Annotated in this window: 16 protein-coding genes; 12 read left to right on the top strand and 4 right to left on the bottom strand. The window is 45.1% G+C overall.

Annotated features, from left to right (window positions below):
• Positions 1-124: 124 nt before the first annotated feature.
• The 5 genes from CZ434_RS11395 to dgoD all read left to right on the top strand — a co-directional run bounded on the left by CZ434_RS11395 (position 125) and on the right by dgoD (position 8513).
• The gene (locus CZ434_RS11395; RefSeq protein ID WP_077623260.1) at positions 125-2749 is read left to right on the top strand and encodes a glycosyl hydrolase 53 family protein; all 2625 of its coding nucleotides are present in this window, start codon (positions 125-127) and stop codon (positions 2747-2749) included.
• A 92-nt stretch (positions 2750-2841) separates the two neighbouring features.
• Positions 2842-4905 (top strand): beta-galactosidase, encoded by a 2064-nt coding sequence (locus tag CZ434_RS11390; protein ID WP_077623259.1) that lies wholly within the window; start codon positions 2842-2844, stop codon positions 4903-4905.
• 19 nt (positions 4906-4924) lie between these two features.
• Positions 4925-6679, top strand: a complete 1755-nt coding sequence (locus tag CZ434_RS11385; protein ID WP_077623258.1) for a glycoside hydrolase family 35 protein — start codon at positions 4925-4927, stop codon at positions 6677-6679.
• 26 nt (positions 6680-6705) lie between these two features.
• Positions 6706-7362, top strand: a complete 657-nt coding sequence (locus tag CZ434_RS11380) for a bifunctional 4-hydroxy-2-oxoglutarate aldolase/2-dehydro-3-deoxy-phosphogluconate aldolase (RefSeq protein ID WP_077623257.1) — start codon at positions 6706-6708, stop codon at positions 7360-7362.
• A gap of 2 nt (positions 7363-7364) precedes the next feature.
• Complete coding sequence (gene dgoD, locus CZ434_RS11375) at positions 7365-8513, top strand: galactonate dehydratase (protein ID WP_077623256.1); 1149 nt, start codon at positions 7365-7367, stop codon at positions 8511-8513.
• Positions 8514-8967: 454 nt separating this feature from the next.
• Here the strand turns inward: dgoD and CZ434_RS11365 are convergent, their stop codons facing one another.
• Positions 8968-9726 (bottom strand): AAA family ATPase, encoded by a 759-nt coding sequence (locus tag CZ434_RS11365; RefSeq protein WP_077623254.1) that lies wholly within the window; start codon positions 9724-9726, stop codon positions 8968-8970.
• A 150-nt stretch (positions 9727-9876) separates the two neighbouring features.
• Between CZ434_RS11365 and CZ434_RS11360 the strand changes: the two genes are divergently transcribed.
• The 6 genes from CZ434_RS11360 to CZ434_RS11335 all read left to right on the top strand — a co-directional run bounded on the left by CZ434_RS11360 (position 9877) and on the right by CZ434_RS11335 (position 16275).
• Entirely contained in the window at positions 9877-10557 is a 681-nt protein-coding gene (locus CZ434_RS11360) for a GntR family transcriptional regulator (protein WP_077623253.1), read from the top strand.
• Positions 10558-10779: 222 nt separating this feature from the next.
• Positions 10780-11793: a zinc-dependent alcohol dehydrogenase gene (locus tag CZ434_RS11355; RefSeq protein ID WP_077623252.1), complete on the top strand. Its 1014-nt coding sequence runs from the start codon at positions 10780-10782 to the stop codon at positions 11791-11793.
• A gap of 18 nt (positions 11794-11811) precedes the next feature.
• The gene (locus tag CZ434_RS11350) at positions 11812-12570 is read left to right on the top strand and encodes an SDR family oxidoreductase (RefSeq protein WP_077623251.1); all 759 of its coding nucleotides are present in this window, start codon (positions 11812-11814) and stop codon (positions 12568-12570) included.
• Positions 12571-12684: 114 nt separating this feature from the next.
• On the top strand, positions 12685-14034 hold the full coding sequence (locus tag CZ434_RS11345) for a GntP family permease (RefSeq protein ID WP_077623250.1): 1350 nt from the start codon (positions 12685-12687) through the stop codon (positions 14032-14034).
• 147 nt (positions 14035-14181) lie between these two features.
• The gene (gene trpB / locus CZ434_RS11340) at positions 14182-15351 is read left to right on the top strand and encodes a tryptophan synthase subunit beta (RefSeq protein WP_095742917.1); all 1170 of its coding nucleotides are present in this window, start codon (positions 14182-14184) and stop codon (positions 15349-15351) included.
• A 96-nt stretch (positions 15352-15447) separates the two neighbouring features.
• Positions 15448-16275, top strand: coding sequence for a dihydrodipicolinate synthase family protein (locus CZ434_RS11335; protein WP_077623248.1), 828 nt, complete (start codon positions 15448-15450; stop codon positions 16273-16275).
• 67 nt (positions 16276-16342) lie between these two features.
• Here CZ434_RS11335 and CZ434_RS11330 read toward each other — a convergent pair whose 3' ends face one another.
• The 3 genes from CZ434_RS11330 to CZ434_RS11320 are packed head-to-tail and all read right to left on the bottom strand — an operon-like array spanning position 16343 to position 19247.
• Positions 16343-17776, bottom strand: a complete 1434-nt coding sequence (locus tag CZ434_RS11330; protein WP_077623247.1) for an amidohydrolase — start codon at positions 17774-17776, stop codon at positions 16343-16345.
• Between the two features lie 33 nt (positions 17777-17809).
• The gene (locus CZ434_RS11325) at positions 17810-18526 is read right to left on the bottom strand and encodes a small-conductance mechanosensitive channel (protein ID WP_077623246.1); all 717 of its coding nucleotides are present in this window, start codon (positions 18524-18526) and stop codon (positions 17810-17812) included.
• 22 nt (positions 18527-18548) lie between these two features.
• The gene (locus tag CZ434_RS11320; protein ID WP_077623245.1) at positions 18549-19247 is read right to left on the bottom strand and encodes a DUF5058 family protein; all 699 of its coding nucleotides are present in this window, start codon (positions 19245-19247) and stop codon (positions 18549-18551) included.
• A gap of 339 nt (positions 19248-19586) precedes the next feature.
• Here CZ434_RS11320 and CZ434_RS11315 point away from each other — a divergent pair, with 339 nt between their 5' ends.
• On the top strand, positions 19587-20099 hold the full coding sequence (locus CZ434_RS11315) for a hypothetical protein (RefSeq protein ID WP_077623244.1): 513 nt from the start codon (positions 19587-19589) through the stop codon (positions 20097-20099).
• Positions 20100-20378: the final 279 nt, after the last annotated feature.

Below are 20378 nucleotides of genomic sequence, written 5' to 3'. Positions count from 1 at the left end.
TTAGCAGACTTCCCTAAGGAGGTGAACATGCAGCTTTCAAGAGTGAAGGAGAAAATAAGAGGGTTTTCACCTTTCCAAACAAGTGACAGGAATTTAACCATTTTTGTAGAAGGAGATAAGAGAAATGAAATTGGGTAAAGTACTAAGCTTGATAATAGCCTTGGTGATGTTGTTTGCGCTAGTTCCTCCGGTATCAGCGGCTGCATCGCCTGTTGCCATCAAAGGCGGCGACTTCACGATGGTTCCTGGTGATTTTTCTGTATTGCAGTTCACTACGGATGAAGAAGTAACGATTAAAGATTATAGCTGGCAAGTAAGCAATGAAAACGTGGTAGAACTAGACTCGAAGACTGGCAGAATCGATGCCATAGGTACGGGGAAAGCCACTATCACCTTAAATGCAGTGGATGAGAAAGGACAGGAATACCAGGCCAGCAGTGAAGTGGCCGTTACAGGTGGCCCAACGCCAATAGTGGAGCCTATTCCTGAACTGCAAAACAACAACAGACCCGACTTCATGATGGGAGCAGATGTTTCTTCCTTGTATCAAATCATGAAGGAAGGTAAAACGTTTTATGATACGGATGGGCAGGAAGCCCACTTATTTGATGTTTTGGAGGAAAACGGTGTCAACTGGGTACGTCTTCGAGTTTGGAATGACCCGAATGATGAATTCGGCAACCAATATGGCGGCGGTAACAGCAACTTGGCATCCACCATATCGCTAGCAAAGCAGGCAAAAGAAAGAGGTATGAAGCTGTTTGTCACTTTCCATTACAGCGATTTCTGGGCTCACCCAGGTCAGCAAATCAAACCGAAAGAATGGGCAGACCTGACAGGACAGGAACTGGTTGATGCAGTAAGCGAATTTACGACAAAGTCTTTAGAAAAAATGAAGGATGCCGGGGTTTACCCGAATATGGTAGGAATCGGCAATGAAACAAACACAGATATTTTGGAGCAGCAATTCAACCTTGACGGTAAGGGGTACATGAATCCTGTTGCAGTGGACATTTTCAAAGCAGGAGCGGCAGCGGTGAGAAACACGGATCCGAATGCCGGTAACCCTTCGAAGGAAACGCTGGTTTCTTTCCATCTTGCCAATGGAAACAACACATGGCTTTATAACAGTTTTGCTTCCGCTTTGGAAAAAAATGATGTCGACTATGATGCGATCGGTGCATCTTATTATCCATCATGGCATGGTACTTACGATCAAGTGCTTGATAATTTGAACGATATAACCGAGAAATACGGGAAATATGCGTTCATCGCCGAAACAGCTTATCCATGGACAATCCAGGAAGATGCCGGTGATGATACGCCGCAAAACTTTAAGCATGGCGATGTTAGTACGGTTGGTTTGGCTGCTTCCATACAGGGACAAGCAACCGCTCTCCGAGAAGTGCTCAATGTGGCCGCAAACATCGACAATGAAAAAGGGCTTGGAGCATTTTACTGGGAACCGGCATGGCTGCCTGGCAATACGACAGGATGGGCAGCTCCTTATGGTACAGGTTGGGAAGTTGCAGGTCTATTTGATATTAATGGCTATGCGCTTCCATCCTTGAAAACATTCGATCTTGTAAGGGGAACTCAATCTGTCCCGGCAGATGCTCAGGATTACAGTTATGGTTGGGAAACACAAGTGGTAGTGGAAAAAGGAAACAGACTGAACATGCCTGAAGAAATCGTTGCAGTGAAGAACAATGGCATGATGGGTGATACCAAACGTACCATTACCAAGCAGCCGGTTGTCTGGAACGAGGAAGATGTCACGGCAGTTAACGTCCAAGTTCCGGGCGAATACATCGTCTTTGGAAGTGTCGCAGGTAAAGAAGACAATGCATTTGCCCATGTAATTGTCAGAGAATCCCCTTCTGCCGTGGCAGAAGCCCCGACTTTTAGTTTGCCGGCCGACAGTGAAGTGAATGTTGTCGACGGGGATGGCTATTCTTACTCGACTAGACATGTTGCCGAAGGCGGAGAGTACATTGAATTGGATACAGGAACTGCCAATGCAGGGATTTACTTTACACTTGATGGAGCAAATCCGGTAACTGGAGAGGGATCGACAAAAGAGCTCGTAGGAGCGCCGTATATTAAAGCTTATGATTCGATCCGTGTCTATTCCGGCCCAATCCAGATTTCCCGAAACGTCCAAATCAAAGCGACTGCCAAGCGTACCGGCTATCAATATGCTTCAGGCTCATGGGGATCGGAAAGGACGTTGCTGAGCTACAGTCCAATAGTAAACGCAAGCTACAAAGCTGTGTACGATTACAGTGACGACTTGCTTGAAAACGGCGGGTTTGAAAGTGGTGACCTTGCTGGCTGGAAATTGAAAACGAAATCTAAAACAGCCGGTGTTATCTCGCCGGAAGATTACGTGACAGAAGCTTATGCGGGTGACAACTCGTTCAAGTTCTCGCTTGATCCAGGAGAAAGCGTGAATCTCAGACAGAAAGCGAAGAAGCTACCGGATGGTGTATATACATTGTCCCTTTACGCACGAGGCGATAATCAGACAACAGGCGAAACAGAAATGGAATTGTCTGCCTTTACCCAGGGCAGGGAATACAGCAGTGCCGTGAAAACCGTCAAAGTTCCGGATGGCAAAATGATCTGGCGGAAATACACAGTCGAAGACATAAAAGTCGAAAACGGCAATCTGGAGATCAACTTCGATGCAACAACAAGCGGCTCCTATACCGGTTATCTCGACCATGTAGTTTTAGAAAAACAGTAATATCCATATCTCCCCCTTGTTTTCCGTGCAGGGGAACAAGGGGCTTTTTACATATCGGCCATGCAAATAAGATGGAAAGACAGGTGATTCCTATGACAAAGAAATACGAACCCGTAAGCGCAAAAATCCCAAAAATGCTGCACGGAGCGGATTATAATCCGGAACAGTGGGAGAAGTATCCAGGCATATTTGAAGAAGATATCCGATTAATGAAGAAGGCAAAATGCAATGTCATGTCGGTTGGCATTTTTTCCTGGACAAAGCTTGAGCCGGAGGAAGGCGTTTTTCGCTTCGAGTGGCTTGATCATGTCCTTGATACGCTGGCTGAGAACTGGATCTATGCATTCCTTGCCACCCCGACAGGAGCACGTCCGGCATGGATGTCCGAAAAATACAAAGAAGTGCTCCGGGTAGGCCCGAACCGGGTCAGAAACCTGCATGGGTTAAGGCATAATCATTGTTACAGCTCTCCTGTATACAGGGAGAAAGTGTCAATCATGAACAGCAAACTGGCCGACAGATATTCGGAACACCCGGCAGTAATCGGCTGGCATATATCCAATGAATATGGCGGCGAATGTCATTGTGATTATTGTCAGGAAGCATTCCGCGACTGGCTCGAGCAAAAATATCAAACATTGGATAACCTGAACGATGCCTGGTGGACGACGTTCTGGAGCCATACATACACCTCCTGGTCACAAGTCGAGTCGCCGGCACCGCACGGAGAATCGATGGTCCATGGGTTGAACCTTGACTGGAAGCGGTTTGTGACAGACCAAACGCTCGATTTTTATCAACATGAAGTCAAACCTCTCAAGGCAGTCAACCCAGATCTGCCTGTCACCACCAATTTTATGGAAGCGTTTGAAGGGCTTAACTATGCCAAATTCGCCGATGCCCTCGATTTTGTCTCCTGGGATTCCTATCCGACCTGGCATGATGCGGAAGGTGATGTCAACCAGGCCGCATGGGTGGGGATGAATCATGACATGTTCCGTTCCATCAAAGGCGGCAAGCCATTTTTACTGATGGAAAGCACACCGAGCCAGACAAACTGGCAGCCGGTCAGCAAGCTCAAGCGACCTGGCATGCACTTGCTTTCTTCCATGCAGGCTGTGGCCCACGGTTCCGATTCTGTCCAGTACTTCCAGTGGCGGAAAAGCCGGGGGTCGAGCGAGAAATTCCATGGTGCGGTCGTCGATCATGTCGGGCATGAGCATACCAGAGTGTTCAAAGATGTCACCGAAGTCGGCGCTATCCTTGAACAACTCGATTCCATTGTCGGCACGACGGTGGAAGCGGAAGTGGCAATTATTTTTGATACCGAAAACAGATGGGCGGTCAAAGATGCACAAGGACCGCGCAACCAAGGTGTGAAATATGAAAAGACGGTTGCCGAACATTACCAGTCGTTCTGGAAAAACGGCGTCCCTGTAGATGTGATCGACATGGACAGTGATATTTCCAAATATAAATTAGTCGTTGCACCGATGCTGTATATGGTCCGACCTGGTGTCGGCGAGAAAATAGAAGAATTTGTGAACCAGGGCGGCACATTTGTGACCACCTATTGGTCTGGTATCGTCAACGGGAATGACTTGACCTTTTTAGAGGGCTTTCCAGGACCGCTCCGTAAGACACTCGGTATCTGGTCGGAGGAAATCGACGGACTGCATGACGGCCAGACGAACAGCATCAAAACGGGGGCAAATGCTTTGAATTTGAACGGTGAATTTACAGCCTTTGAGTTATGCGATTTGATTCATTTAGAAGGGGCAGAAGCAATAGCTTCTTATCAGGATGACTTTTATGCAGGGCGGCCGGCGCTTACGGTCAACGAGCACGGGCAAGGCAAAGCCTATTATATCGCTTCAAGGAATAAGCAGCCTTTCCATGACGAATTTTACAGCAGGCTTATCGAGGATATCGGCATCAGGAAAGCCATCGATGCCAGCCTGCCGGAAGGGGTATCCGCCCAATCCAGGACAGATGGCCGCAATGATTACATCTTCCTGATGAATTTTACGGAAGAAAAACGGACAGTCGCATTGCCCGGGGCGGGTTTTACAGACTTGATAAACGAAGCAAAGGCGGAACGGGAAATCGTACTCGAAGCTTTTGGGCTCGTAATACTGAAACAGGAAAAACAATAGGTGAATCGGAGGGAGAACCATGCTGCAAGCGAAGAATGGGCAATTTTATCTAGATGACGAAGTCTTTCAAATTCTGTCCGGTGCGGTCCATTATTTCCGCACCGTGCCGGAACATTGGGAAGACAGGCTGCAGAAACTGAAAGCATTGGGGTTAAATACTGTTGAGACGTATATTCCATGGAATTTTCATGAACCGAAAAAGGGAGAGTATCATTTTGACGGGATGGCGGATGTCGAGCGGTTCATCCAGCTTGCCCACGAATTGGGATTATATGTGATTATCCGCCCTTCCCCTTATATTTGTGCAGAATGGGAAATGGGTGGACTTCCGGCCTGGCTGCTGAAGGAAGATGACCTTGTACTGCGCAGCAGCAATCCTGCTTATTTAAAACATGTCGAAGAATATTATGACGTGTTGCTTCCTAAATTCCGTCCGTATTTGTCTCAAAACGGCGGTCCGGTCATCGCGATGCAGATTGAGAACGAATACGGAGCATACGGCAACGACCAGGAATACTTGGCCTTTTTCAAAGGGCAGTATGAAAAACATGGCCTCGATACTTTCTTGTTTACATCGGATGGTCCTGAATTCATCCACCAAGGTTCCCTGCCTGACGTGACCACTACCTTGAATTTTGGTTCCAAGGTAGAGAGTGCTTTTGAACAACTGGAAAAATTCAAGCCCGGTTCCCCGAAGATGGTTGCCGAGTTCTGGATCGGCTGGTTCGATTATTGGACCGGTGAACATCATACAAGGGATGCCGGAGATGCTGCGGATGTGTTTAAGGAACTGCTGGAAAAGGGAAGCTCCGTCAATTTCTATATGTTCCACGGCGGGACCAATTTCGGTTTCATGAACGGCGCCAATCATTATGATATCTATTATCCGACCATCACCAGTTACGACTATGATAGTCTGCTTACGGAAAACGGCGAAATCACGGACAAATACCGTGCTGCCAAAAAAGTGCTCAGCGAATATAGACAAGTGCCGGAAGACTATGTGAGTACGATTTCTTCTAAAAGTTACGGGGCTGTTGCCTTGGAGGAATCGGTGAGCCTTTTCGATACTTTATCCCAAATCAGCAGGAAGGTCGAGGCGATTGTTCCGCAGTCGATGGAAGCGATCGATCAAGCATATGGTTATACGCTCTACAGGACCGAGATAAACAGACAAGGCGATTTAGGAATGAAAATCGATGATATCCATGACCGGGCCTTTATTTATATAAACGGAAAATATCAGTCTACTATCTATAAAAATGATGAGGAACGAAAGATAACACTCCATTTCCCTGACCAGATCAACACGCTGGAAATCCTGACAGAGAACATGGGAAGAGCAAATTATGGCGAACATTTATCAGACAAAAAGGGAATCACCCGCAACATCTGGCTTGGGAATCAATACTTTTTCAACTGGGAAATGTATGCGATCGAACTTGATCGATTGCCTGAAGACTATGAGGTGGAAGGAGATTCCCGCTACCCGAAATTTTTCCGAGGCACTTTCGATGCCGACGGCTTGCACGATACGTTTGTCGATAGTACTGGTTTCACAAAAGGGAACATTTTCATCAACGGCTTCAATCTTGGAAGGTATTGGAACACAGCTGGTCCCCAGCAGCGGCTGTACTTGCCGGGGCCATTATTGAAAGAGAAGGATAACGAAATAGTTATTCTCGAGCTGGAACACACAACAACACATGAAGTTCAACTGCTTGATCAGCATAAATTGGACGGTGTTGATATAACGGACAGTCAGGCAGTGTAGTACAAGGCTGAAGGGAGAGAAGTGAAGTGGAAAAATGGACGAACCTTATCAAATTGAAAGAATCCGGACTCGTAGCGGTAATCCGGAAACCGAAGGAAAACCAGGCCGTTCCTATTGCTGAAGCACTTGTCGAGGGTGGTGTCGGTGCACTGGAAATCACTGTAGATACAAAAGGTTCTTACCAGCTCATCGAGCGCATAAAAGAGAAGTTTGGTAAAGAGGTGTTGGTCGGAGCAGGCACCGTATTGGATGCAGAGACAGCGAAAATGGCAATCGACGCGGGAGCGGATTTTATTTTTTCTCCAAACTTCGATGAACCAACGGTAAGGATGGCCAATCGCTACGGGAAAATTTCCATACCCGGCGTGATGACACCGACAGAAGCAGTCAACGCTTACACGGCCGGAGCCGATTTGTTGAAGGTGTTCCCGGGGGACTCGCTGAACCAGAACTTCATTAAAAACCTGCAAGGACCGCTCAGCCATATTCCGGTCATGCCGACTGGCGGAATCACGGTGGATAATGCGGAATTTTTCATTCGAAGCGGAGCAGTGGCATTAGGTGTCGGCGGCTCTCTAGTAGACAAGAAGGCAATCAAAGCAGAGGATTATGGCAAATTGACAGAAATCGCCAGACATTTCAAGGCGGCGATCGAGCGCGGCCGATCAAATGAGGAGGAATAGAAATGAAAATCACCAGCTTTGAATTATTTCAAGTCCCGCCGAGATGGCTGTTTCTGAAAATCGAGACAGATGAAGGAATCACCGGCTGGGGAGAGCCGGTCATCGAGGGCAGGGCGCATTCGGTAAAAGCGGCAGTAGAAGAATTGATGGAAGGACTTGTCGGAGAAGACCCGCTCCCGATTGAAGATCACTGGAACAAGATGTACCGGTCTGGCTTTTACAGGGGCGGCCCGATTTTGATGAGTGCGATTGCCGGCATCGATCAGGCGCTCTGGGATATCAAAGGGAAATATTACAATGCCCCTGTCTACGATTTGATGGGCGGCAAGTGCCGGGATACGATCAAGGTATATTCCTGGATTGGCGGAGACCGTCCGGCAGAAGTGGGACAAGCGGCCAAAGAAGTAGTCGGGGCCGGGTTTACAGCCGTGAAAATGAACGGGACCGAAGAATTGCAGTATATTGACTCCCTGGAAAAAATCGATGAGGCGGTCAGCCGGATAGCTGCTGTCAGGGAAGCAGTCGGCAACAGCGTCGGCATTGGCATCGATTTTCACGGCAGGGTCCATAAACCGATGGCCAAGATTCTGGCAAAAGAGCTGGAAGCTTACCGGCCAATGTTCATCGAGGAGCCCGTATTGTCCCAAAATAATGAAGCCCTGAAAGAAATCGCGCAGCACACTTATATTCCAATCGCGACTGGTGAGCGGATGTTCTCGAGATGGGATTTCAAAGGCGTACTTGCAGGAGGCTATGTTGACATTATTCAGCCTGACCTCTCGCACGCCGGAGGCATCACCGAAACGAAGAAAATCGCTTCGATGGCGGAAGCATACGATGTGGCACTTGCTCCGCACTGCCCACTCGGCCCGATCGCACTCGCGGCTTGCCTGCAGGTGGACGCTACATCACACAACGCGTTCATCCAGGAGCAAAGCCTTGGCATCCACTATAATCAGGAAAACGACATCCTTGATTACATCAAAGATCGCAGCGTATTTGCCTACAAAGACGGTTATGTAAAGATACCGGATGGCCCGGGACTCGGCATCGAAATCGATGAAGAGTATGTCCGGGAGAAAGCAAAAGACGTCAAGCACTGGCGCAATCCGATTTGGAGGCATCAGGATGGCAGTATTGCAGAGTGGTAGATTAGTGTTGGCTCTGGGCGTCGCGACGCCGGCCTAGGGTGCCGCGGGGCTCCGGTGGCGGCGCGGTTCGGGGAGAAAAATGAGTGTTTGCGGGAAATTAATCCTGTTTTTGGGGAGATTATCGCCATGAACGGGGCGATTCACCTTGAAAAAGGGGAGATTCGGGGTTGTTTGGAACGATTAGGTAGTCGAAGGGGAAATTCCCGCTTTCTGAGACAGTAGGACGCCGGTGTTTTCTCTCATGATGGGCGTCGGGGAGAAAGATGAGTGTTTGTGGGAAATTAATCCTGTTTTTGGGGAAATTTTCGTAATAAACGGGGCGATTCACCTTGAAAAAGGGGAGATTCCGAGCCGTTCGGAACGATTCTTAGTCCGTAGGGGAAATCCCCCTACATATCACGATGCAACAACCGCATCATAAAAAAAGTGGCATGCATACCAGCACGCCACTTTTCTACTGAAAGAGGTGGTGCAGCAATCGGCCTCTGTCTTCAAAAAACTGTTTCATAAGCGAATAATGGCTGGTATCTTCCAATGCCGACTCGCTCATTCCATCTTCAGTCAACTGGATGATTTTGGCATGGGGGTATGCCATCAGAATCGGTGAATGGGTGGAAATGATAAACTGGGATCCTTGATGGACGAGCTCATTGATTCTGGCGAGCATCGACATTTGTCTTAAAGGAGATAAAGCGGCTTCCGGTTCATCAAGTATATATAAGCCTTCTCCCTGGAATCGTTCCATGAACGCAGCAAAAAAAGACTCACCATGGGACTGTTCGTGCAAGGACTTCCCACCGAAAGAATCGATTATTTTTCCGCCGCCCAATACCTCTTTGTCTAATTCCTCGATGTTTGTTGCGACATTGTAAAATGTTTCAGCCCGGAAGAAAAAGTGATCTTTTGCCCGAAATACTCCTTTGACCAGACGCAGGTACTCGTCCAGTTCTGAGTGTGAATCATAGCTGGAAAAGTTGAAATTCAAGGTGCCACCTTCAGGGTTAAAACCAAATGCGATAGCAATCGCTTCCAGCAAAGTGGATTTTCCCATTCCGTTTTCTCCGACAATATATGTCACATTTGGATGAAAGGTTATCTTGTCGAAGTTTCTGACGACTGGGAGATCAAGCGGAAAATGATTGTATGATTTAATTTTCTCTTTTTTGAGATCGGCGGCTCTGATATATTGCAAGTCTTCTGTTAACATAACCATTTTTCAAGCCCTCCATTGGAAGAGTACTATATTTTAAACTTATTATAAGGGATGGGTATTAATACAGGCTACAATCCAACGCATTTCTTGCCAAAAAATAGTAACTAAGGTAATATAAACACAAAATTCAGCTTAGAAAGTAGGTGTGTTATGGAGGATCATTCATCATGGTTTATCGGTGGGACCCTCGGTGAAAAGATTGCCTATAACCTCCGGTTTAAAATCATCAATGGGACGATAAAAAAAGGTGTTACTCTTTCTGAAAACCAAATTGCCAAAGAGTATGGGACGAGCAGGTCTCCTGTAAGAGAGGCATTGAAAACCCTGGAAAACGAAGGCATTATCCAATTGGAGCGTATGGGAGCGATAGTGCTGGGGCTAACAACTAAAAACTTACACGAACTCTATGATGTCAGATTATTGATTGAGAATTTTGCAATTATGCGACTGGGCAGCTCTGATTGTGAAGAAATTGCGAAAAGACTTCATATGATTATCGATAAAATGGAAATGGCAGCAAAACACAAGGATTCCGAGGAGTTTTCCCGATATGATCTTATTTTTCATGAAACAATCATCAGGGAGTCTGAACATACAAGAATATTTCATTTATGGAAAAGTATTAGGCAGATTGTGTTGGCAGCTTTGATGGTTGCAACAGAAAAACGATTTTCCAGTAAAGCACATCAAATAGATCCTCTCATTCAAAAACACAGAGTAATAGTGGAGGCACTAGTAGCCGGAAAACAAGAAATGATGGAGGAAGCGGTTAATGAACATTTTGAGGACACCAGAAAAACTGTCGATGAGAGCATTTCAAAAGGGGATTGAAGCTATTTGAATTATGTGTTGACAGATTGTTTTTTTGGTGATATAAAAAAGATAGTCCGATGAAAGCGTAATCAAAATTCAGGTCGAGCTTTAATTTTGTTACGCTTTATAAAATTAATAACTTGTCGACAAGTACACAACCTAGATACGGTGATTTTGTCCGAGGTTTTATTTTTAACTAACTTGTCGACAAGTATACAAACAAAAAGAGGTGCTGTAAAAATGAGAGCAGGCATTTATCAAGCTGCTGCTAATATAGCAGTAGGAGAGTTGGAAAAGCCGGCAATTCACGAGGGAGAAGCATTAATCCGAGTTGTCAAGGCAGGCATTTGTGGAACAGATATGATGATTTATGCCGGGAAGCACCCTAGGGCAAAAGCCCCGCTGGCAATGGGGCATGAATTTAGCGGTGTAATTGAAGAAATCAAGGGTCAAGGCTTTCAAATTGGTGACAGGGTAGTAGTAGAACCGACTTTGAGTTGTGGGCAATGCGAAGCATGTAAAAGTGGACAGACTCATGTTTGTAAGAATCTCAAATTGATCGGGATTGACCGGCATGGGGGTTTTGCTGAATATGTATCGGTACCTGTAGATCGGTTACATAGGGTGCCAGATGAATTATCGGACAGCCATGCTGCTCTTGCTGAACCTGTAGCAGTTGCTGTCCACACAGTTAGACGTTCCGATTTAAAGGTTGCTGATAATGTAGTTATTTTGGGAGCTGGCCCGATAGGATTGCTCATCGGATTGATTGCAAAAGAAGCAGGAGCAAGCCAAATAGTCATTTCTGATATAAGTCCGTATCGTCTTAAAGTGGCAAGAGAGATGGGTTTCACCGCCATCGACGCTAAAGGAGAAAATGTAGAAGAAATAGTAGCATCACTAACAGATAATGTGGGAGCAGATATTGTATTCGAAGTAGCTGGCAGTCAAATTACAGCCGATCAAATGGTCAATATTGCAAGAATACAAGGCCAAATTGTTGTAGTCAGTGTCTATAAAACTGCTCCGAAAGTAGAATTGTCTGCAATGCATTTTAAAGAACTTTCTCTGACAACGACTAGATGTTATTCACATGAAGATTTTAAAAAGGCCATTCAGCTAATGGCCGGGCAAAAAATCGATGTTAGTCCATTAATTTCTCATGAACTGCCCATTGAGGAAATAGAAGAAGGATTTAAATTAATGGAGAATCCTGATGAGTCACTCAAAGTGTTATTTCAACCTAATAATTAGGAAAGGGGATGTTTTCTCATGAGAAATCTATTCGACTTGACTGGAAAAATTGCAGCGATTACTGGAGCAACAAGAGGAATTGGGAAATCAATGGCAATAGCTCTTGCCGAAGCAGGGGCTGATATAGCCCTGTTGCAAAGAGATGGGTCAAATACTGAAGTGAAAACAGAAATCGAAGGATTAGGCAGAAGATGTGAGATAATTGCTTGCGATTTGGAAAAGATGGACCAAGTTAAATTAGCTGTACCGACCGTTGTGGAAAGGTTTGGAAAGATTGATATTTTGGTGAATAATGCCGGTATCCAAAGAAGAGCGCCATCTGTTGATTTTCCTGAAGCAGATTGGGATGATGTTCTCCATGTCAATTTGAAAACTGTATGGATTCTTTGTCAGGAGGCCGGTAGGTATATGGTCGAACAAGAATCAGGGAAAATCATCAACATGGCTTCTTTACTTACTTATCAGGGTGGATTTACTGTTCCTGCTTATGCAGCTGCTAAAGGTGCAGTTGGACAATTAACAAAAGCCTTATCCAATGAATGGTCTAAACATCATGTTAATGTGAATGCAATTGTTCCAGGGTATATTGCTACAGACATGAATACGGCATTAATCAATGATCCTGTAAGAGGTAGACAAATATTAGAGCGCATTCCTGCCGGCCGGTGGGGAAACCCTGATGATTTTAAGGGAACAGTAATCTTCCTAGCTTCAGACGCTTCCAATTATGTCGATGGTCATCTGCTGGCTGTTGATGGAGGTTGGCTGGGACGATAGCAATTGAATCAAAGTTGTTGGGGCGGTGTATCGTCAGAGACGCGCACCGTTCCACAAACAATTATATGAAAGCGCTTTTAAAGTGAAATACTTTTCTATATAGGAGGAATTTATGTGTCTGGTGTTGGTTTAATTCTAGTAACCGTTGTGTCGATCATTTTCTTGTTATTTCTAGTAATTAAATTAAAGGTTCAAGCATTTGTCGCATTATTGTTGACAAGTATCTTAGTTGGTTTGATGGCAGGTATGCCGTTTTCTGATATCATCGAATCGATTGAGTCTGGAATGGGTGGAACATTAGGATTTGTTGCTACAGTAGTCGGTTTGGGTGCTATGTTTGGTGCGATGCTAGAGGTTTCAGGCGGAGCAGAGCGGATTGCACAGACGCTGTTGAAAAAATTTGGTGAAGGTAAAGCTCAATGGGCCCTTGTTTTGACAGGGTTTTTAGTTGCAATTCCTGTTTTCTTTGATGTCGGCTTTATTATTTTGATGCCGTTGGTTTACACAATAGCAAAAAAAGCCAAAAAATCTCTCTTGTATTACGGCATTCCTTTACTAGCGGGACTATCTGTCACCCACACATTCATCCCTCCCACACCAGGACCAATTGCAGTGGCAGATTTATTAGGTGCTGATTTGGGGTGGGTTATTTTATTCGGTACCTTTGCAGCCATTCCAGCTGCGATAGTGGCAGGTCCCGTCTTCGGTAAGTACATAGCAAAAAAAATATACGTGGAGCAGCCGGATTACATGGCTTCCATCTCCCAAGAAGCAAAAGAGTACGATAAAGACCTACCGAAATTCTCATTGATCGTTTCAATAATTTTAATACCATTGGTCCTCATTCTTTTGAATACTGTTTCCGGATTAGTCCTGCCGGAGGGAAGCCAAATTGCTAGTATCTTAGGATTTCTGGGTAATCCGATCGTGGCATTGATCATCACTACTTTATTCGCTTTTTATGCCTTAGGAAAACTGAGAGGTTATACCAAAGAAGACGTTCAAAAGATCGCGACCAAATCACTGGAGCCTGCCGGAATTATCATTTTAGTCACAGGGGCCGGTGGCGTGTTTAAACAGGTGTTAATTGACAGTGGGGTTGGTGACTACCTTGGTGGTGTCATGGCAGAATCCAGTTTACCTCCTGTCATCCTAGCTTTTTTGATATCGGCAGCAGTTCGGATTATTCAAGGATCGGCTACAGTGGCCATGATAACGGCAGCTGGTTTGATGTCGCCAATAATCCAGACATTCGGTATGGATGGTGCAGAACTTGGATTGATGACGATAGCAGTTGCCTCCGGCTCTTTAATTCTGTCACATGTAAATGATTCCGGATTTTGGCTGTTTAATAGATACTTCGGAATGAGTGAAAAAGATACATTGAAATCCTGGACAATAATGGATACATTGATTTCCTTGGTCGGCTTTGCCGCGGTACTCGTTATGAGTATTTTTGTCTAGAATTAAGATAACACTGTGGTCTGTCTTCTTAACTTTCAAATTGCATTGAACTCTAAAATTGAGAATTTTGTTTATAAATCTATCAATTTTCTGGTAATGAAATGTTAAAATAAAGAAAGTTCAGATTTAAAGGAGATGAGCATAGTTATGACAGAAAGAGCAGAGAGAGTAGAGACAGGATTGTTTGGGGAATTCGGCGGGAGTTATTTGCCGGAGGATCTGCAGAAAGTTTTATCCATGCTAGCGGATGAATTCGAAAAGTACCGGAACGATCCGGAGTTTGAAGAAGAATTCCGTTTTTATTTAAAAGAATATGTCGGACGCGACAATCCGTTGACGTTTGCCGGCAATTTGACTGAAAAGGCCGGCGGGGCCAAAATCTATTTGAAACGTGAAGACTTAAATCATACAGGAGCTCACAAGATTAATAATGTCATCGGCCAAATATTGTTGGCCAAGCGGATGGGAGTAAAACGCGTCATTGCGGAAACGGGAGCAGGACAGCACGGTGTGGCAACTGCGACAGCGTGTGCCATGTTTGGAATGGAGTGTACGGTTTACATGGGGAAAGTCGACACTGAAAGGCAAGCCCTCAATGTTTTTCGGATGGAATTATTAGGTGCCAATGTAGTTGCAGTGGAAAAAGGGCAGGGCCGCTTGAAAGATGCTGTCGATGAGGCATTGAACGACCTGGTCGAAAACTACGAAAACACTTTTTATCTGTTAGGTTCTGCGGTAGGGCCTCATCCGTTCCCGACGATGGTCAAGCATTTCCAATCCATCATCAGTGAAGAATCGAAACGCCAGATCATGGAAAAAGAAGGAAAGCTGCCAGCAGCTGTAGTTGCCTGTGTCGGCGGCGGAAGCAATGCGATCGGCGCATTTTCTCACTATATAGACGAGCCTGATGTTCGCTTGATCGGTGTAGAACCGGAGGAAGCCGCCACCATCACAAACGGTGTGCCTGCTGTCATTCACGGGTTCAAGTGTTTGACATTGCTAGATGAAAATGGCAATCCACAGCCGACCAACTCGATTGCAGCCGGCCTGGACTATCCTGGCGTAGGACCGGAGCACAGCTACCTGAGCACGAGCGGCAGGGCAGAATATGTAACGGTTTCCGGGCAAGAATCGCTTGAGGCATTCCAGGAGTTGTCCAAAACTGAAGGGATTATTCCAGCTTTGGAGAGCGCACACGCTGTTGCACATGCCACCAAGCTTGCAAAAGTACTGCCGAAAGACGATGTGATTATCGTCAATCTTTCCGGCCGCGGGGATAAGGATGTCGCCCAGGTCTATGAAATGTTGAAGAAATAAAAGGAGGAGAGGTACGATCGCAAGCCGGTTGTGCCTCTTTTTTGTAGAGTTGTAGGAAAGTCATTTTATTTCAGAAAGAGAGTGGAGGTAAAGATTATGTTAAAAGAACCCTTTCATGTAGCAGTGCCGACAGGATTTTTTGAAGATGAATCTCTGAATACCGAAGCAACGATAGAGCATATAAGAAACCTGTACAAACAGGGTGTTAAATCTGTTCTTGTCTCTGGAACTACAGGAGAACAGCATAGCTTGACTCTTGGCGAGAAATTACATCTCCTCGATCGATTAGTAGCCGAAGACGAACTGCTCGATAATATGGAAGTCCTTTTTGGCGTGTCGTCGATCAGGCAGTTGGAGGCGGAGGAGTTGGCAAAAAGTATCGGCCAAACAAAGGTATCGGGAATTTTGCTGGGGTATCCGCCCTATGTCCTTCCATCTCAGGAAGAGGCGTTAGCATACACCACAAAGATCATTGATCTATCTGGGAAACCTACCATCCTTTACAACAATCCTGCAAGAACTGGTTTTGACTTGTCCTTTCACAGTGTTATTCAATTAAGTAAAAGGAACCTGGTAATTGGTTTGAAAGAAGCAGGCAGTAAAGAAAGAGTGCCGATGCTTAAGAATGAAGTGGACAGGCGGGACTTTTATTTTTATGCTGGAGGAGAAGTGGGATTGGAAGAAAAAGCAGCCAAGGATTTTAACCGGCTTTCTTCCATCGCTGGAAATGTATCCCCCGTTGAAATAAAACAATATTCTCATAAGGTTTTTACCGGCCAAACAATAACGACGCAAGAGAGAACGAATATAGAAAAAATCATAAAACAAATCTATCAGGGTTCCCCTTTAGTCAATCTGAAAAAATGCATCAATCAAAAAGGCATTTCGATTGGAAGTTGTCGCAGTCCGATCGGAAATAGTTAATTTGTTATATAGGATAAAAAGCGCTTGTTGAAAAACAAGAAGCTTTTCAACAAGCGGAGATTCTTTTTTATGACGTCATCACAACGGGATCTTTCACCCTTTCTGCTCCATCGGGCTTCACGTTCTCCGGAATACCTGGAACATATGGTTTGCCTTTTGTCTTTTCTGCGAATTCCTTCTTGGCTTTTTCCAATAATTCTTCGTTCTCTAATAAGTCCAATGCGGTCCAGGCCATTGTTTTGGCGGCAAGATGCATCCCTTTAAATCCGATGGAAGAACCAAATGATGCGGTGGCCTGCCATGAATGGACTTGGACACCGACTGGGGCGCACGTTGTCATCACTTGGCCCATCGGGGTAATCCAGCTGACATCGCCGATATCGGATGAGCCGCCCATCGTTTTTCCGAACAGGCTTTTATCGTTTTCGACGGAAGTAGGCAGCATTTCATCGATAGGCTTACCAAACATCTTCTTGGACATCTCGACTACCTTCGAATCGACCGTATCTACTAATGCCTGGGCAAATGACTGTTCATCGGGTGTGAATGGTTCGAGACCCAACTCGTTCATATTTTCATACATCGCATCATTCAATGCTTCATTCGGAAGTGTTTCATATGCGAAGGCGAGGATTTCCGAATCTACTTGAGTTTCCGTCATTAAAGAAGCTCCCTCAGCAATCTTTTCTACTCGTTGGAGCATATCTTCTACTTGGTCCTTGGTAGCCGCCCTTAAGTAATACCAGACACTCGCATCATCTGGAACAACGTTAGGGGCCAAACCGCCGTTTGTGATCACATAGTGAATGCGCGAGCCATCCAGAACGTGTTCGCGAAGATAATTAGCTCCGACGTTCATCAGCTCTACTGCATCAAGAGCACTTCTGCCGGCATGTGGAGCTCCAGCCGCATGTGCTGTTGTCCCTTTAAAATGGAATTTCACGGAAACCATCGCTTGCATGCTTAAATTGACCGCCATGTTGGAGGTGCCGGGGTGCCAGGTTAAAGCACAGTCCAGGTCATCGAACACCCCTTCACGGGCCATGAATGTCTTACCTGACAACACTTCTTCCGCAGGACATCCATAGTAACGGATGGTACCTTTAAGTTCTTCTGAATCCATAATGTTTTTCAGTGCAAAAGCCGCTTCCACTCCTGCCGTCCCTAATAAATTATGCCCGCAGCCATGTCCCGGGCCGCCTGGAACAACTTCGTCATGGGTGGTGCTGACGGTTTGTGACAACCCTGGCAGGGCATCGTATTCTCCCAATATACCAATAATCGGTTTTCCAGAACCATACTCTGCGACGAAAGCGGTTGGTGAATCCCCCACAGGTGTCTGGATGGCAAAGCCTTCTTCTTTCAAAGCGGACATTTGCAACTCGGAGGCAAATTGTTCTTCATAGGCAATTTGCGGATTCTCCCATATTTCTTTTGCCATTTCCGTGAATACAGACTGGTTGTTTTCCATCCATTGAGAAATAGTTTGTTTACTATTCATCAATCATCACTCCTTTAAATAATATAGGGTTGCTTATGACTTTGCTTCTTTCCATTTTTCCATATACATACATATCGTGATGGTCAAGGCGATGGTGAGAAAGGCTTTCAGCAATATGGTGATAGGGGCAAGGTTTACCGTTATACCCAGGATTATTGCAATCACAGCATAGCTTGGTTTTTTGACGGCAAATTGAGCAAGGATTCCTCCAAAAATGGCAGGGACAATAAAGGTGAATACCTCTTGAACCGGTTCAGGGATCAGAGAAACAATGAAAGATCCGCTTAATATAATCGGAATTAATATGGCAATGTTGACAAGTGAAGCTGCTGCGATGCCTAGCGTGGCGGCAAGTTCCCCTTTTTTCGTGCCAGGCTCGGCGTTGATTGCATTCTGGGCTGCTGCAGATGATGGTAGGCACATGTTAGATATGTTTCCGGTAAGAAAACTGATATAGGTTCCGGATATTCCTAAACTTGGATAGTAGGAGACAGGTTCGATGATCCAGGCAAAGCCTACTAATGCCGCGTAGGCTGTGTAACCGGCTATAATGGGTCCCCAGCCTGGATGGTATCCCAGGACAAAGGATAGATACAGAGGAAGAGAAACGGAGATTAATATAGCAATCCATATCGTCAGGCGTCCCCAAAAATGCGCTCTGTTATGGAACTCTCCCATCGTAAGAGCAGGGGATGAAGCAACTTCAAATTCCAATTCTTTCTGTTTAACGGCTTCTGGACTCATTCCCATTGAACATCATCTCCTTGTTTTTTTATAATAAAAAGTAACCTACGCATAAAGAGGCAAGTATTGATATGCCAAGCGACCATTCTTTTAACCAATTCATCTTCCATTTGTTGGCGATGAGCAAGATGATGACCATCGTAATGCCGGAAGCAATAATGACAATCGTATGGCCCATACCTTTGATCATTTCACTTCCTGAAAAGTAGCCGAACGCGCCCAGCATAGCCGCGGTGGCGACAATAGACATTAATTTGGGATTTGAGGTTTTTGTGGAAGCTTTATGATGTATCTTTCCAAGCGATTTTGTGAAAAGGGCCGTGACAATTAACCATCCCATACCGCCAAGACACAATGTCCAAACGACAGTGGTAAATGCTTTTTCCGTAAATTCCTGAGAACCTAATTCTGCTCCAAAGGCATCGGCAGCAAGGCTTGCTCCCATTGATTCGGTCGGTGCTGAACCGATAATGCCGATTCTCATTAACGTTAACGGATCACCAATCAATGTAATGAGGGAGACTGCCACAATCATAATGCCCAGCGATGGACCGATAGCGGATATCGCGCCGGTTTTCAGGGCGCTTTTTGCTTCTTCCCCGGTCATCCCGGCACTTGGCAGGGTTTTTAAGGTTATCCTGATGAAAGTGATACCTTGGAAGACAACAACTGCAACAATTGACAGGGCGAATATCCATATTGCTGTGTGACTAAACAATTCGAGCAATGTAAATCCCTCCTTTTGATAATGGATAGAAATAAAAATAGTTGCAGGAATAGTAATTTGATAGTTTTCAGAATAGTTAAAATTATTTTCTTCATCAATGTTTTTGTCAAAAAATATTACGAACAAATTTGTGATATACTAGATTGATAATTCGTTTCTTGGCAATATCCGTTATAGAAACAACCGCCATACCAGCACAGAAGATAGGGAAAGCAGTCTTTTGTAAAATTACGTCGATAAATGCAAAACGATTCTAACAGGGATTTTGTATGCTTTTAGCGAATTGATAGTTAAGATACTTGATCACCAAAAAACATAACGAAAAGGAAGGTGAAGGGTGTGCTCAAGAATATTTTTAAGAGGATCCCATACAAAGAACAAAGCATGTGTGAAAGAAAATTGACCAGGGTGATGAAGGGATTAAAAGTAGAGGAGTACACGTTTAACTGGGACCGCAATAGCTGCTTCATCGAATTCCATTACCAGGATCAAGTGTACAGGCTGGACCACTCTATTGACGAAGCGAAAAAGAGGGGAATCATTTTAAGGAATGGGCTGGATTGTCTGGCCGAGCTGACTCAGTCCCTTGAAGATCTTTGCAGTATCATTGATCGGGGCACATATAAATTGGAGACATGGATATCCGGTATGAAACGGATATCAGATGAAGAAGAGGTTCCTGAATATGAAGAAGAATTCCATATCAGATACAAATCATCGGGAAGACAGCATCACTTTGATCCTGAGGAAGAGTTTGGTCCATTTGCACAGGAATCTGAGTCAAGGGATATGGAGATAGATTACCCAAGTCAGTTCCTGAGACAGAGAGAGCGACAACGGCAACGAAATTAGCGTATCTCCAGGCCATAGGATTCTTCATCGTTCCCTCACAACCAATCTAACACTACTAATCACGACAAATACTCCAGCCGGGAAAAAAAGCTTCTAATTACTCAACTGTATTGTAAATAACATAAATCAATCCCTAAAACCCCGAAAGGAATACAACTCCTTTGCGGGGTTTCCCTTTTATGGCTGCTTGTTTTTTTGGCTCTGAGCAATTTATTCTTGCCATATATCGTCATAGTCTTCCGTTTCCTGACATGATATGATAGTAGCACAACATACGAA

Origin of the sequence: Sediminibacillus massiliensis, assembly GCF_900156915.1 — a bacterium.
GTDB classification, from domain to species: Bacteria; Bacillota; Bacilli; order Bacillales; family Amphibacillaceae; genus Sediminibacillus_A; species Sediminibacillus_A massiliensis.
This window is presented reverse-complemented; position numbering and strand designations above follow the sequence as displayed.